The organism is Allofrancisella frigidaquae (assembly GCF_012222825.1).
Classification (GTDB): Bacteria; Pseudomonadota; Gammaproteobacteria; order Francisellales; family Francisellaceae; genus Francisella; species Francisella frigidaquae.
The window spans coordinates 59,565-75,865 of record NZ_CP038017.1; the positions used below are offsets into that span (position 1 = coordinate 59,565).

Genomic DNA, 16,301 nt, shown 5'->3' on the forward strand with positions numbered 1-16,301 from the left:
AATGATAATTTGCTGCTTAAGGTATATAATATAAGGCTAGGATTTTTAATTATAATTTTGGAAATATGAGATTTGTAGATGAAGTAACCATTAAGGTTCAAGCTGGTAAAGGTGGGAACGGTTGTGTAAGCTTCCGTAGAGAAAAATATGTACCTAGGGGTGGCCCTGATGGTGGTGATGGAGGTCATGGAGGTAGCATTTATCTAAAGGCTGATGAAAATGCAAATACTTTAATTGACTATCGCTATAGACGTGAGCATCAAGCAGAAAATGGTAGGCCTGGAGAGGGCAGAAATTGTTATGGAAAGGCTGGCGAAGATTTATACTTGGTCGTTCCTGTTGGTACAAGCGTATTTGATGTTGAAACAGATGAAAAGATCGGTGAAGTACTAAGCCATGGGGAAACTCTAAAATTAGCATCAGGTGGCAAAAGAGGTATAGGAAATACCCATTTTAAAAGTAGCACAAACCAAGCTCCAAGAAAATTCACTTTGGGAGAGGAAGGAGAGTATAAAGAAGTCCGATTGGAATTAAATTTGTTAGCAGATGTTGCACTTTTGGGTTTACCAAATGCAGGTAAATCTACTTTAATTCGTTCTGTATCTCAAGCAACTCCAAAAGTAGCTGATTATCCTTTTACAACGATGTATCCACATTTGGGAGTTGTTCAAGTAGGCATAGACAGCTTTGTAATGGCAGATATCCCAGGTGTGATTGAAGGTGCTGCTGAAGGTGCTGGTTTAGGTTTGAGATTTTTAAAGCATCTTACACGTGCCAGGTGTGTATTACATGTGGTGGACATTTATCCGTTTGATAATTCTAATCCAGTAGAGAACTATTTTGCGGTTGAAAAAGAGCTCAAAAAATACAGCAAAGAACTTTACGATAAACCAAGGTTTTTGGTAATCAATAAAATAGATCTTTTAGCAGATGAAGTTGATTCTAAATGTGAAGAGTTTGTTAAGCAAATAGGATATAGCGGGAAGTATTATAAGATATCAGCTGTAATGAGAGAAAAAACAGAAGAGTTAATAAAAAGCTTAAATGAGTTTCTAAGAAAGCAGGGTTAATAATCAATGAAACTAAAAAATTTGATATTTGGTTCACCTATTCCTACAGCTAAACAACAAGAGCAAAAAATAGGAATACTCTCTGGGTTTGCAATTTTATCCTCAAATGCTTTATCTTCAGTGTCATATGCTACTGGTGAGGTTTTTATAATTCTGGCAGTAGCAGGGACAATAGCAGTAACACAATACTCTATGTTGGTATCAATGATGATAGTGTTGTTGATACTTTTAATGGGTTTTTCATATGCCCAAGTTATTAAAGCGCACCCCGAAGGAGGAGGCTCTTACTCAATTGTTAAAAATAATTTTAATGAAAAGCTACTTTTACTGACAGCAGCATCTTTGATTATAGACTATATTCTTACAGTAGCAGTATCTGTTTCTACTGCATCTGTAGCTATTGGATCAGCGTTTCCAGTAGTTGGCAAGTATACTGTAGAAATCTCTTTAGCTTTGCTTATATTGCTTATGATAATAAACCTTCGAGGGGTTCGTTCTACAGCAAGAATATTCGCATGGCCAACTTATATGTTTGTTATTTCAATAATGTTTTTGATAGTGGTTGGTTTATACAAATATCATGCTGGTACTTTGACAGAGTTCGTTTACAGTGATTCTTATGTAAAAAATATACAAAACTCAACAGGATTACTGACTATAACCCTTATATTAAGAGCTTTTTCATCAGGTAGTACAGCTTTGACTGGTATTGAATCTTATGCCAATGGAGTCTCTACCTACAAATCACCAATGCTTACTAGAGCTCTAGTTGGGCTTATTTTTATGACGTTATTTTCTATGGTGATGTTTGCTGGTGTAACTTTCATAGCTACTCAAACTAAGATTCTACCAGGTTTTTCGGAGAGCGTATTATCCCAAATAGCTCACCAAGTTTTAGGAAATGGGGTTAGTTATTACTTTTTACAAGCATCAACTTGTTTAATTCTATTGATGGCAGCAAATACATGTTTTACAGGCTTTCCAACTTTAGCTTCTATTATGAGTAAAGATGGTTACTTACCCGAGCAGCTCCAGCGTGTAGGAGATAGATTAGCTTTTAGGAATGGTATAGTAATGCTGACATTACTTTCAGCTACTTTAGTTATCATTTTTGAGGCGAAAGTTAGTAAACTTATACCACTATATGCTTTTGGAGTATTTATAGCATTTACTCTTTGTCAAGCAGGTTTAGTTAAGTTTTGGTACAAGAATAAACGTTTATACAAGAGCTGGAGTATAAGAGCTTTTATAAACGCTTTTGGCTGTGTGGCAACTTTTATAGTGTTAATAACTACAGTTGAAAGTAAATTTTTTGAAGGTGTTTGGATCGTTATAATAGCAATCGCGGTCATAATGTATGGCTTATTTAGAATAAAAAATCATTATAATAGGCGGGAAGAAAACCTTACACTTAGTGTAGATGAGGCGATAGTGAACGCTTGTGTGCATGAAAAATTAAAGCCAAAAATTGTGCTTTTAGTTTCTCGTATCCATCGCGGTACAATAGAAGCACTTCAATTAGCAAGAAATTTGTCTGATGACATCACACCTGTATTTGTATCAGCTGATGAGGACAAAATTAATAAAATAAAAGCGCAATGGAAAAGTTTAGCTTTTGAAGAACGGCTTTTAATATTAAGACCCGTTTACAATTCATTTATTACACCAATATTACAAATATTACGCAAAAATGACCTTAGAGATCCTGATAGAGGCTACTCAATAGTAGTTATCCCAGAGGTTGTTAACATTAAATGGTGGCATTTTTTATTACATAACCAAAACTCTAGAATGCTAAAATTAGCTATAGCAGCAATGGATAAAAAAGAAGAAAAAACTGCAACTAGAGTTGTAATATCTGTCCCCTATAAGGCAGAATAAATGGTTTTAGTTAAAGGTGTTTGGTTAGTAACCAAGCCTTTTTGGGTAAATAATTTAAATTTTAGAACCCTTCTAGCTTTATTGTGTTGTATCCTACTAGAATTTATAAGCGTTAGTTTAAGTGTTTATTTAAACTATTGGAACGTTGATTTTTATAACTCTTTGCAACAATATAACTATCAGTTGCTGGTGTATCAATTAATGAAATTTATTTTCATAATCTTTTTTATGTTAGCTAATAGTTTTGCATTATACGTTATTAGTCAGATTTTTGTTATAAGAATGCGAGAGTATCTGACAAATTTTTATACAAAATATTGGCTATATTCTAAGACCTATTATGTATCAGATTTGGGAGAGTATGATAACCCTGATGAGCGTATAAGTTATGATATAAAAGAGTTAGTAAATCTTCTTAAATATTTATTCTTGGGTTTTGTTGGTAGTGTTTTAACGTTTGTTTTATTCTCTTGGATTTTATGGCATCTTTCAGGAAGTTTTACATTTAACTTTTATGGATATCAATTAACCATACATGGGTATCTATTTTGGTTTGCGGTGTTACTAGCTGCTGTAAATATACTAATGGTGATAAAAGTTGGCAAGCCACTTAGAAAACTTGTATATGATAGGCAAAAATACGAAGCAGAATTTAGGTTTGGGTTAGCTACAATTAGAAATAATAGTTATCATATACATGATAATAGTCTTGAAAAGGTTAAATTTCTAAAATCAAAGACTAATTTTAAATACGTAGTAGATAACTTTTACACTTTAACTTTTAGAGAGATCAAAATAAGTCTAGTAACAAGCCTGTTTTCCCAAATTTATGGAATAATAGGAATATTTTTATCGTTGCCTAGATATTTTGCAAGAGCTTTAAGTTTCGGACAAATTATGCAGATTAATGCTGCCTTTTTAAAGGTAGTTTCTCCATTATTATTTTTTGTATATAGTTATGAGCAAGTCACAGAATTAAAAACAAATGTCAAAAGATTAATAGAGTTAAAAAAGCAAATAGATAATTCTAATGATAAAAAACTATACACCATAGATACTTCCCAAAAAGAACTTTTAAAAATAGAAAATTTAACTGTATCTAACCCTCAAAAGGTTTTATTTACAGATTTAAACTTTTCGCTAAAAAATAGACAAAGCTTGTTGGTACAAGGCAAAACAGGGGTAGGAAAAACTATGTTACTTAAGGTAATTAAAGGAGCGTATAAGAATTTTGAAGGAAAAGTTTGTTATAACACTAAACCTCAGATTTTATTTCTAACATCTAGAGTATATTTTCCTAAAGATGATTTTAAACGAGCAATATTTTCACCATTAATGACGAATATACCTAGTGATAAAGACTTTATACATATACTTAAAGAGTTAGATTTGCTTTATTTGCAAAAATTTATTGGTCAGTGTTATAACTGGAACAATGTACTTTCAGAAGGAGAGCAGCAAAAATTAGCTTTTTGTAAACTATTTATTAAAGAATATGATTTGATTTTACTGGATGAAGCTACGTCAAATTTAGATTTAGGAACACAAGAAAAATTATATTTATTTCTTAAGCAAAAAGAAACAGTATTTATTACCGTGAGTCAGGATAAAGAATTAAAAAAATTTCATGATAAATTATTAAGTATAACCTCATACATAGACTCGCTTTGTTAATCAGTCTTTATAAGCTTATTAAAAAACCTAGTCTCATATCAAATTTACCTTATATGAAAAAACATTCCTAGTCTATATTCTTGCCACTATAGAAAATAATTAATGTTTAAAAGTGGAAGGCAGTATTATGGTTAGAACTTGTAACTGGTGTGGTTTTTTTTGGATGTCAAATATAAGAATTATTGAGGATCAACAGCAAGTAGGATGTCCTAATTGTCCATCCGTAGATATACGTGAATGCACTTATCAGCAGAAAAAGAGTGCTTTAATATTTCGAAATAATATTGCAGATAAAGTCACCGGCTCTTTTGTAAAAAAAATGAAACTTACTAAATTTATCAAAGAAAGTAAAAATAAAATAGCTCAAGAGTCATCGGCTATATTAGCTTGGTCAGACGATAACCATGGGCGTAACGCTGTTGGTAGAATTTTTGGTATAGTAGAAGAAAATAAAATTCCCATCAGGTTTAGTAATAGGGGTACGCCAACCATACCGCGTTATGCCCTTGAAGAAAAATTAGAGGAAAAATATAAAAAAGCTCGGTTTAATGGACGGCTTTTCATTAGTGGTGAAGGAAATGACGAAGGAGCAGCTTTTTTTGCTCAATTTAAACAAGATTCAAGTTTTGAGAAAATTTCTGCTTTCCCTGCTTCATATTTAAAACGTATAATAAATAATTTACATAAAACTGAGCGACCTATTCGTGAAATTATAGTGTTATGTTGTTGGACTGGTAAAATACCTAAGAATGTATCTGTAAAAACAAGGAAAGTCAATTTTGCAGCTGACCTAGCTGGTAATTTTAAGGTACGTGTATACGGACCTAAAGGTCCTGTTAATAGAGAGTTTGGTAGAATATTTATTTCAGAAACTGGGGGTGCTAATCCTAAACCTATAACACCTATGTTAACAGCTGACAATTATAATAACGTTATGCCTCAGTTTCTAAGAGATGGTTTTAACTTATATGATGGAACTTCCGAAGATTATGAGGAAGTATGGAACAATTTAAGTGAAGAACTTCATAAGAAGTCTAGTGAAATTGATTATGAGTTAGTTAGAAAGTTGTCTGAGTTATTAATTAAGAAACAGAATTAAAAATTAGCTTTTAGATATTGTATTTTGGCTTATATAAAATATTAGTTTCAATCTAGCCTTAAAACTTTAAGACTACAATCTAGCTCTAATTTCTTTTAGTCTTATTATTTTTTCTTGTTATAATATTATAGTTAAATTTATCTATTTATTTTATAAAACTTTTAAAGGATTATTTTGGATATGAGAACACACTATAGTTCAGATATAAATGAAAAATTAGAAAACCAAAAAGTTACAATTTGCGGATGGGTGCATCGTCGTAGAGACCATGGTGGAGTTATCTTTTTGGATATAAGAGATAGAACGGGCTTAGTCCAGTTAGTTTTTAATCCTGATAATGAAAATTTCAAGGTTGCAGATAGTTTGAGATCTGAGTTTGTAATAAAAGCACAAGGTTTAGTCAGCTTAAGGCCAGCGGGACAGGAAAATCCTAATTTAGTTAGTGGTAAAGTTGAAATTATCGGTGAAAAATTAGAAATTATAAATAAATCTAAAACCATACCTTTTCAGTTAGATGATTATCAGTCAACTGGTGAAGATGTAAAGCTTAAGTATCGCTATATAGATTTGCGTAGACCAGAAATGCAGCAAAAACTAATGACTCGTTCAAAAGCAATTCGTTATGTTAGAAAATTTCTAGATGACAATGGCTTTTTAGATATTGAAACTCCATTTTTAACGAAGGCAACACCAGAAGGTGCAAGAGATTACTTAGTACCAAGTCGTAATTTTAATGGTAAGTTTTATGCTCTTCCGCAGTCACCTCAGCTCTTCAAGCAGCTTTTGATGGTTTCTGGCTTTGATAGATATTATCAAATAGTTAAATGCTTTCGTGATGAAGATCTAAGAGCAGATAGACAGCCAGAATTTACTCAAATAGATATAGAAGCTTCATTTATTGATGAAGCTTTTATTATGTCTACTATGGAGAAAATGATAGCAGGATTATTTGAGACTACTATTGGTGTTAAGTTTGAAACGCCATTTCAGGTTATGAGTTTTGCTGAGGCCATAGATAAATATGGTTCTGACAAACCAGATCTAAGAATCCCTCTTGAGTTTGTAAATATCAAAGAAGATATGAAAAATGAAGAGTTTAAAGTATTCTCAGGTCCTGCTAATGATCCGGAAGCTAGAGTAATTGCTATGAAAATTCCAGAAGGCAATGAAAAGCTAACGCGTAAAAATATCGAAGAATACACTAAATTTGTGGGTATATATGGCGCTAGAGGTCTTGCGTATATTAAAATTAACTCTTTATCTCAAGGTAAAGACGGCCTACAGTCGCCTATAGTTAAAAATATTTCTGAAGAAACATTATTTAACATAATTGAAAAAACAGGTGCTAAAGAAGGCGATTTACTATTCTTTGGTGCTGGTAAAGCAAAAGTTGTTAACGATTCAATGGGTGCTTTAAGAGCTAAAATCGGTGAAGATTTTGAAATATTCACAAAAGATTGGGCACCGCTATGGGTTATTGATTTTCCAATGTTTGAGAAAGATGATAATAGACTATATGCGATGCATCATCCATTTACAGCTCCGCAAATAGATAGTATTGATGAATTAAATCAAAACCCTGAAAAACTCCTATCAAGAGCATATGATATGGTCATAAATGGCTATGAAGTTGGTGGTGGATCAATTCGTATCCATAAGCAAGATATCCAAGCTAAAGTATTTAATCTACTTGGAATATCTAACGAAGAAGCTCGTGAGAAGTTTGGTTTTATGCTTGATGCACTTTCTTATGGTACTCCAATTCATGGTGGTATAGCTTTTGGTGTTGATAGACTGATTATGCTACTTACAAATACTTCAAATATCCGTGATGTAATAGCATTTCCTAAAACTCAAACGGCAAGCTGTCTGATGACAGAAGCACCTTCAGTAGTAACTTTAGATCAGCTTAATGAGCTTGGGATTTCTATTAAAAAAGAGGATAAGTAAGGGTTACTTATCTGTACTAGATTCAAAAATACTTTTATTTTCAATATTTTTCCAATGTGGGCTGAGTTTATCTATATATTGAAAATATTTCTATAGTTATAAAAAAGACTTTCTATCAGCATATATTTTAGCTTGAGCTGCTGATAGTCTAGCTACAGGTACTCTAAATGGAGAACAAGATACATAGTCAAGACCTAAGTCATGACAAAATGCAACAGAATAAGGCTCTCCACCATGCTCACCACAAATTCCCATTTTAGCATTTGGATTAACAGCTTTTACTCCTTCTTTAGCTATTTCCATTAGCTTACCAACACCTTTTGGATCCAATCTTGCAAAAGGATCAAAGCTTAGGATACCTCTTTCAAGATATTCTCTAATAAACTTATTAGCATCATCTCTACTAAAGCCAAAAGTCATCTGAGTTAAATCATTTGTCCCAAACGAGAAGAACTCACTACCAGCTTGGGCAAGCATGCCAGCTCCTATTGCACCACGTGGGGTTTCAAGCATTACACCTACTTTATAATCTACATCTATTTTTTCGCGTTTTAATATTGTATTAGCTACTTCGTGAATAATACCACTTAAAAGTTTGAACTCACCAAGCGTACTGATTAATGGAATCATCAGCTCTGGTTTGACTTCTACTCCCATACGTTTGGCAGATATAGCAGCGTAAATAATAGCTTTAGTTTGCATTTCTATAATTTCTGGGTATGTAACTGCTAGTCTACAGCCACGATGACCCATCATTGGGTTCATTTCACTAAGAGCCTCTATACGTGCTTCTAGTTCGTCATAGCTAATCTTAAATTCTCTAGCTAAGGCTTCTATTTCCTCTATCTCTCTTGGTAAAAACTCATGCAATGGAGGATCTATAAACCTAATAGTTACAGCTAACCCATCCATAGCTTCAAATAATTCTTCAAAATCTTGTTGTTGTACAGGAAGTAGTTTATCTAGAGCTTTTTGTCTTTCTTTTTTATCCTTAGCTAAAATCATCTGCCTTACATAAGAGATGCGATCTTCTTCAAAAAACATATGTTCAGTACGACAAAGTCCTATACCCTCGGCACCATACATCCTGGCAACTTCGGCATCATGTCTTGTATCAGCGTTGCATCTAACACGAAGTTTACGCACACTATCCACAAATTTCATAAACTCTTCAAAATCAGGTGTAACTTCAGGGTCTACAGTCTTTATAATACCTCTATATACATCACCTTTTGTACCATCTAAAGATAGATAGTCCCCTTCACCAAAAACTTGACCTCTCTCAAAAGTGATAGTACGTTGCTCTTCATTTATCTTTGCTGACTCTAAACCAGATATACAACATTTACCCATGCCACGAGCAACTACAGCAGCATGAGATGTCATACCTCCTCGAAGGGTTAAAATACCGTTACAAGCATTCATACCAGCAATATCTTCAGGTGAGGTTTCTATTCTCACAAGAATAGTTTTTTCCTCACCACGAGCTTTTGCTGCAAGTAAAGATTCAACATCAAAGTAAATTCTACCACTAGCGGCCCCTGGTGAAGCACCTAAAGCTGAGCCTAAAGGGCGCTTTGAAGCTAAAGCTTTTTCATCAAATTTAGGATGTAGAAGTTGCTCTAATAGGTGTGGTTCAACCATCATTACAGCTTCTTGGTTAGTTATTAGACCTTCTTTAGCCATATCTACAGCAATTTTGATAGCTGCTTTTGCAGTTCTTTTACCATTTCTTGTTTGCAGCATGAAGAGCTTACCGTCTTCTATAGTGAACTCCATATCTTGCATATCTTTGTATACAGTCTCTAAGTTCTTTGCGATTTTTACAAAGTCATTAAAAACTTCAGGCATTGTATCTTTTAAAGTAGAGATATGAGAAGGAGTTCTTACACCGGCCACGACATCTTCACCTTGAGCATTAATTAGATACTCCCCAAATAACTCATTTTCACCTGTAGAAGGGTTTCTTGTAAAAGCAACTCCAGTACCAGAATTATTGCCAGAGTTACCATATACCATCTCTTGGACATTAACAGCTGTACCCCAGTTGTTGGAGATATTGTTGATTTCTCTATAAATAATAGCTCTTTCAGCATTCCAAGATCTAAATACAGCCTCAACAGCAGCTAATAGTTGCTCCATAGGTTCACAAGGAAAATCTTTCCCAACTAGGGATTTATATATATTTTTATATTCTAAAACTATTTCTTTATAGTCTGCAGCACTTAAATCGCAATCATTTTTAACTTTTCTTTTTTCTTTCTTTTCTTCTAAAATTTTGTCAAAATGTTTTTTCTCGCAGTCCATTACAACATCTGCAAACATCATGATAAATCTTCTATAACTATCATAAACAAATTGCTCATTATTTGTCTTAGCTACCATAGCTTTAGCAACATCGTCATTTAAACCTAAGTTTAATACCGTATCCATCATACCTGGCATTGAAACCCTTGCACCAGAACGTACAGAAACCAGCAGTGGGTTTTTACCACTTCCAAAAGTTTTACCTGTTCTTTTCTCCAAGTCGGCGATGTGTTGAAATATTTGTTTTTTTACTATATCGCTTAACTTCTGACGGTCATCGTAATACTTAAGGCAAGCCTCTGTTGTTACTGTAAAGCCATCTGGCACTGGTAAACCACTGTTTAGCATTTCGCTAAGATTTGCACCTTTTCCACCTAGCAAATCACGCATAGACTTATTACCTTCACTAAAGGCATAGACAAATTTTGACATAAAACTCCTCTCAAGTTTTTATTTGAATATATGTTAAAGACGTACACTCATGTACGCTTAATTGTCATCGTAACATATTTAAATACAATTTAGAAAAGAAATTTTTATGAAAAATACAGTTAAGAGCATTTAGTGTTACAACTAGAACAACCTGTTAAATTTGCTACAAATTTTATTTTGGTAGAGAGGTGTTTCATTAGAAAGACCACTATTAAAGTGTAAAGTGTAGCTAGTCCAATATATATTGTAGAGCTAATAGGGTGTATAGTTATGTTCATAAGTTGATAAACTATAACTGCTGCAACGTAAGCGATTGATGCACTCCAAAATACAGATAAAATGGCCCACCCACGTGTGGATTCTCTAACCATAGCACCAACTACAGATATACAAGGGATATATAGTAGTACAAATAGTAAATAGGCAAATGCAGCCGACAAAGAACCAAACTTGGCGACCATATTTCCTATAGCACCTTTATCCATACTTGTATCAGCTTTACTTGCCTCAATTGGGTTTAGCAAAGTAGCTAGATCTATATTTTTGATATTATCTATAGTTGCATCCCATGACTCTTTTAAACTTTCCATAAAGCTAAATTTTTCTGGGATCCCTGAGCTGTTATCTTGTGTGTAAATAGTGTTTAATGTTCCTACTACAACTTCTTTAGCTAAGGTTCCTGTTATCAAACCTACTGTAGCCGGCCAGTTATCATCATTAATACCCATTGGGTTTAAAATAGGCGTAATTTTTTTACTAACATACTCTAAAGCTGTAGTTTTATTATTTATAGTAATACTATTTAAGCTCCCAACAATAATTGCTACAGGGACAATCACTTTACCAGCGCGAATTAGAAAAGATTTTAGTCTACTCCAGCTATATAGCATTACAGTTTTAAAAGAAGGAGTATGGTAATTAGGTATATCTAGAATAAATGGAGCTGTATCTCCTTTTAAAAATGTAAACTTGATAATATATCCTGTAATGATAGCCCCGATTATACCAGCTAAATACAGTAAAAATATAATAGTAGCGCCATTATTGGGGAAAAATGCTGTAGCAAATACAGAAAATATTGCTAATCTTGCACCACAAGACATAAATGGAGACATCATAATAGTCATTAAACGATCTTTACGAGTCTCAAGGGTTCTAGCAGCCATAATAGAGGCAACATTACAACCAAAACCTACTATTAATGGAACAAAAGCTTTACCAGATAAACCAATAGACTGCATAAATCTATCCATTACAAAAGCTGCTCGAGACATGTATCCAGAATCTTCTAATATAGATAAGAATATAAATAAGAAACCTATTTGAGGGATAAATCCAAGCACAGTATTTATACCAGTTCCTAAACCATTGGCTAAAATTCCTGTCAAAGGTAACGGTAAACCAATAATATTTGCATAATATGCTAATCCATCAACGAAAACAGCATGTGATAGATCATCGAACATCGGTTGGATTGCGCCACCTAGTGTGATTGAAAATAAAAACATCAAATACATCATAAAAAGAAAGATTGGCACACCAAGATACTTATTCATACAGAGAGCATCTAGGGCTTTAGTGGCATTAAATCGAGAGATTTTTTTAGTTTCTACTGCTGTCTCAATAATATCAGCTACAGCTTTATATCTAGCTTTAGCTAGGTCACTATCTATAAGTAAGTTATCTTCTACAAAATCTTCTAGAAGTTTGACTTGTTCCTCATTAATTTCTTGAGAAAGCTGAACTGACCTGTTGTCAAATAACTCAGTTGCTAACCATAGATTTCCAAGCTTATTTTCTCTTAGTGAGCTGATTTTTTGCTCAAGTTCAAAGACTTGTTGAGGGTAATACTTTTTTAAATCAAAATGTGGTGGTTGCTGTTCTTTAGCAAGTAATTCTTTTAAATCTTTTATACCAATATTTTTTGAACCAACTACAGGTAAAACTTTACAACCTAAGATCTTTTCTAGTTTATCATAGTGGATTACAAGCCCTTTTTTACTAGCGATATCTGCCATATTAACAGCTAGTATAACAGGTAACCCTAGTTCAATAAGTTGAGTAGTTAAATAAAGGCTTCTATTTAAGTTAGAAGCATCAACTACATTTATAATGGCATTAGGTTTTTCATTGACTATGAAAGAATATGCTATTTGTTCATCGATAGAGCTTCCATCTGATACCGCGAGTGAGTAAATTCCAGGTATATCGACAATTTCAACTTTTTTATTAGCTATTTCATAAAAACCAGTTTTTTTATCAACAGTTACGCCAGACCAGTTACCAACTTTTTGATTAAGACCCGTAAGAGCATTAAAAATCGTTGTTTTCCCACAGTTAGGATTACCAACTAAAGCATATTTCATAGGTTTATTCTCTGGTAAATTATAGGGATATGTGCAGATTATATCAAAACTATACTAAATTAGTATAGCTTATCAATTAAATAATTCCTCTTTATAAAACTTAAGTTCAGCTATCGACTCTTGGATATCATCTAGAGCCTTATGAGTATTTTTTTTCACAAAGCATTTGGGTTTACCCCAATACTCATTTAGTAATTTTATACTTGTTACATCTAAGACACGATAGTGACAGTAATCATCAATCTTTGGCATGTATTTAGCTAAAAATCTTCGGTCTTGCCAAATAGAGTTACCACATAAAGGTGAGCTTTGGTAAGGAACATACATTTTTATGAATTCTAAAATTTTTTCTTCTGCTTGTTCTAAACTTACTTTACTTTCTTTAACACGTTGAGTAAGACCTGTTTGAGTATGAGTTTTAATACACCATTCATTCATACTTGCCAAAATATTATCTGGCTGATATATAGCTATAGGCTCTGCTTCAGCAACTATGTCTAGATTTTTATTTGTAATAATGGCCGCAATTTCTATAATTTGGCATTGCTCAACATCAAGCCCTGTCATTTCTAGATCTAACCAAATTAGGTTATCTGTTGATTGCATGTTTATTTACTCTTTAACTCTAGATACATAAGTTGAAGTTCTAGTATCAACTTTGATAATTTCACCAGTTTGGACAAATAACGGTACTCTAACTACAGCACCAGTAGATAAAGTTGCTGGTTTACCACCAGTACCAGCTGTGTCGCCCTTTAAGCCCGGATCAGTTTCTACTATCTCAAGATTAACAAAATTAGGGGCAACGACAGATATTGGTTGACCATTAAAAAGCACAATTTGGTATACATCTTGATCTTTTAGCCATTTTTTTGTATCTCCTAAACTTTCCTCAGAAACTATATATTGTTCAAAAGTTTCAGGATGCATAAATACATAGCTATCACCGTCAAAGTATGAGTATATAGCAGTTAGTTCTTCAACGTCAGCTGCTTCTACAGACTCCCCTGATTTAAAGGTTTTTTCGATTACTCTATCGTTAAGTAAATTTTTTAACTTAACTCTGTTAAAGGCTTGACCCTTACCAGGTTTCACAAATTCATTTTCAATAATCACCATCGGGTTACCATCTATAAGAACTTTTAATCCGCCTTTAAACTCGTTTGTGCTATAACTTGCCATTACTTTAATCCTTAAAAATCTTATTAATTTACTAATTCCAACATTCAATTGGAGTTTTGTTTACAATGCCACCATTAACTTCAAGTTCTATAGTAGTGCAGGGAGTATCCCCCATTTGACTACCAGATGCTTTAGCTATAATAACATAACTTACATTAGAACATTCTTGCTCCCCGGAGCAATATGATAAAGAATAATAACCATTTTGAGTATTTGTATGCCAAAAACTGTTTATCTCACTACCTGAAGGAAAAGTTCCATTACGAATTTCAAAGTTATCAGCAGCATTAGCTGCTGATAGAAGCTCAGATGTTGCCTCACTACGATGATTCTTTAGAACATAGTTATTATATGCAGGTATGCCAACAGCTGCTAAGATAGCTATTATAGCTATCACTACCATTAGTTCCACTAGTGAAAAACCTTGTCTTTTTAACATCTTTATCCTCTAATAAATTTGTGGTTCACCATTTGGTCTGGTTCTATAGCGTCTATGTTGCCATAAATATTGTTCTGGATATTTTCTTATAGCATCTTCTAAAAACTTATTTGTCATTTCGGCGTCTTTGTAAGCATCACCAGTGAATTTAAAAGGCTCACCAGTATATATTTTATATTTTTTTAAACATTTTTCACGAACATAGTATGCTGGTATTACTACGGCTCCAGTTTTTTCTGCTAACCATGGTGTAACAGTGAGAGTTGAGCAAGGTTTATCAAAAAAGGGTGCAAATACTGAGTTTTGCATACCAGAGCTTTCTAAACCAAAGTCTTGGTCTGGAGCATACCACATAGTATAGCCTTTTTTTAAACTTCTGATAACAGCTATAAAATTTTTGCTATCAAGACATTTATAAAGGTTTTTCTCACGATACGTTTTTATTAGCTCCTCTATTATATCGTTACCATTTTTTTGATACATAACAGTAAATGGCGGAAAACGTTCTCCCATATATCTACCAATTATTTCTATACAATGAAAATGAAAACCAAGAACTATAAGTTTTTGATTTGGATCATCATGATACTTTTGGAACCTTTCTAGAGCTCCTTCTTCCCATTCAAACTTTATTTTATTGAATCTTTTTTTAGACAAAAACCAAGCAGCTGTAGTCTCAGCTCCAGATAGTACCATAGAATAGTAACTCTTATTAACAAGCTTGTTAATTTCTTTTAGAGATTTTTCTGGGAAAGCTATTTTGAGGTTTTCTTGCGCAATAATATTTCTGCTGTGTAGGAAAGGTTTAATGATAAAACCTATAGCTAAAACTATAAATTTATGGCTCCATAAAGGGAGTTTCGAACCAATATTCATTATACCTAGTATAATAAATATTCTCCAGTTTTTAGGCTTTATAAGGTTTTTATACATTTATCTCTTATACTTAAAAGTTTTTATTGTAGATTTTAACATATAGCTTAAAAAAGTAATAAGGCTTAATAAATTTTTTCTTCGCCATTTGGTCTGGTTTTATAACGTCTATGTTGCCACAAGTATTGCTCAGGATGCTTTCTTATAGCTTCTTCTAAAAACTTGTTCGTCATTTTGGCGTCTTTGTAAGCATCTCCTGTGAAATTAAGAGGCTCACCCGCAAATATCGTATATCCTGATAAGTCATTTTTTCTTATGTAGTATGCAGGAATTACAATGGCTCCTGTTTTCTCAGCTAGCCAAGGAGTAATTGTAAGAGTAGCGCATAGTTTACCAAAAAACGGTGCAAACACTATATGTTCCCTAAAATCTTGGTCTGGAGCGTACCATAGGGAAACTTTTCTTTTTAAACTTTTAATCACTGAGACGATATTTTTTCTTTGGAAACATTCGTGAACATACTTTTTCCTTGCTGATGTAATAACATATTCCATTAAGGGATTTTTATGTGTTTGATACATCACTGTAAAAGGCTTGTAGGTTTGGCCAATATATCTGCCGATTATCTCTAAACAATGGAAATGAAAACCAAGGACAATCACGACCTTATTCTTATCAAAATGTATTTTTTCAAATAAAGAAGCATCAATAGTTTCAAATTTTATTTTCTTAAACTTTTTATCAGACATAAACCAAGCTATTATGCTTTCAAACCCGGCCATGCAAGCTGATTTATAACTATCATTAGCAAGCTTTTTTATTTCTTTATCTGATTTTTCTGGAAATGCTATTTTAAGGTTTATAATAGCTATTTGTTGTCTTTTTTTAGCTAGGGGTTTTGCCAAAAAACCTACGCCAACAGCTAGATGCATTAAAGCTTTGTAAGGTAAGATATTTACAATAACTTTAGAAAACCCTATTATAATCCATAGCCCCCAGTATTTAGGGGTAAGTAAAGATTTATTCAT

The 16,301-nt window shown here is 33.1% G+C and carries 12 protein-coding genes; 5 read left to right on the forward strand and 7 right to left on the reverse strand.

The window, feature by feature from the left end; all coding sequences use genetic code 11:
• The first annotated feature begins 65 nt into the window (after positions 1–65).
• From cgtA to aspS, 5 genes are all read left to right on the forward strand, one after another.
• A complete protein-coding gene (gene cgtA / locus E3E15_RS00270; RefSeq protein ID WP_172106161.1) occupies positions 66–1,070 on the forward strand; it encodes an Obg family GTPase CgtA in 1,005 nt (334 codons plus the stop codon).
• Between the two features lie 6 nt (positions 1,071–1,076).
• Positions 1,077–2,951, forward strand: coding sequence for an APC family permease (locus tag E3E15_RS00275; protein WP_172106162.1), 1,875 nt, complete (start codon positions 1,077–1,079; stop codon positions 2,949–2,951).
• Positions 2,952–4,625, forward strand: a complete 1,674-nt coding sequence (locus tag E3E15_RS00280; protein ID WP_172106163.1) for an ABC transporter ATP-binding protein/permease — start codon at positions 2,952–2,954, stop codon at positions 4,623–4,625. It abuts the gene before it with no gap.
• A gap of 127 nt (positions 4,626–4,752) precedes the next feature.
• Positions 4,753–5,724 (forward strand): hypothetical protein, encoded by a 972-nt coding sequence (locus tag E3E15_RS00285; protein WP_172106164.1) that lies wholly within the window; start codon positions 4,753–4,755, stop codon positions 5,722–5,724.
• Positions 5,725–5,904: 180 nt separating this feature from the next.
• Entirely contained in the window at positions 5,905–7,674 is a 1,770-nt protein-coding gene (gene aspS / locus E3E15_RS00290) for an aspartate--tRNA ligase (protein WP_172106165.1), read from the forward strand.
• Positions 7,675–7,770: 96 nt separating this feature from the next.
• Here the strand turns inward: aspS and ppdK are convergent, their stop codons facing one another.
• The 7 genes from ppdK to E3E15_RS00325 form a co-directional block, all read right to left on the reverse strand.
• Positions 7,771–10,413, reverse strand: a complete 2,643-nt coding sequence (ppdK, locus tag E3E15_RS00295; protein ID WP_172106166.1) for a pyruvate, phosphate dikinase — start codon at positions 10,411–10,413, stop codon at positions 7,771–7,773.
• 119 nt (positions 10,414–10,532) lie between these two features.
• A complete protein-coding gene (gene feoB / locus E3E15_RS00300) occupies positions 10,533–12,779 on the reverse strand; it encodes a Fe(2+) transporter permease subunit FeoB (RefSeq protein ID WP_172106167.1) in 2,247 nt (748 codons plus the stop codon).
• Between the two features lie 72 nt (positions 12,780–12,851).
• A complete protein-coding gene (gene orn, locus E3E15_RS00305) occupies positions 12,852–13,385 on the reverse strand; it encodes an oligoribonuclease (protein ID WP_035720639.1) in 534 nt (177 codons plus the stop codon).
• 6 nt (positions 13,386–13,391) lie between these two features.
• Complete coding sequence (gene efp / locus E3E15_RS00310) at positions 13,392–13,961, reverse strand: elongation factor P (protein ID WP_035720640.1); 570 nt, start codon at positions 13,959–13,961, stop codon at positions 13,392–13,394.
• 31 nt (positions 13,962–13,992) lie between these two features.
• On the reverse strand, positions 13,993–14,400 hold the full coding sequence (locus E3E15_RS00315; protein WP_035720641.1) for a type IV pilin protein: 408 nt from the start codon (positions 14,398–14,400) through the stop codon (positions 13,993–13,995).
• Positions 14,401–14,409: 9 nt separating this feature from the next.
• Entirely contained in the window at positions 14,410–15,333 is a 924-nt protein-coding gene (locus E3E15_RS00320; protein ID WP_172106168.1) for a lysophospholipid acyltransferase family protein, read from the reverse strand.
• Between the two features lie 65 nt (positions 15,334–15,398).
• A complete protein-coding gene (locus tag E3E15_RS00325; RefSeq protein WP_172106169.1) occupies positions 15,399–16,301 on the reverse strand; it encodes an LpxL/LpxP family acyltransferase in 903 nt (300 codons plus the stop codon).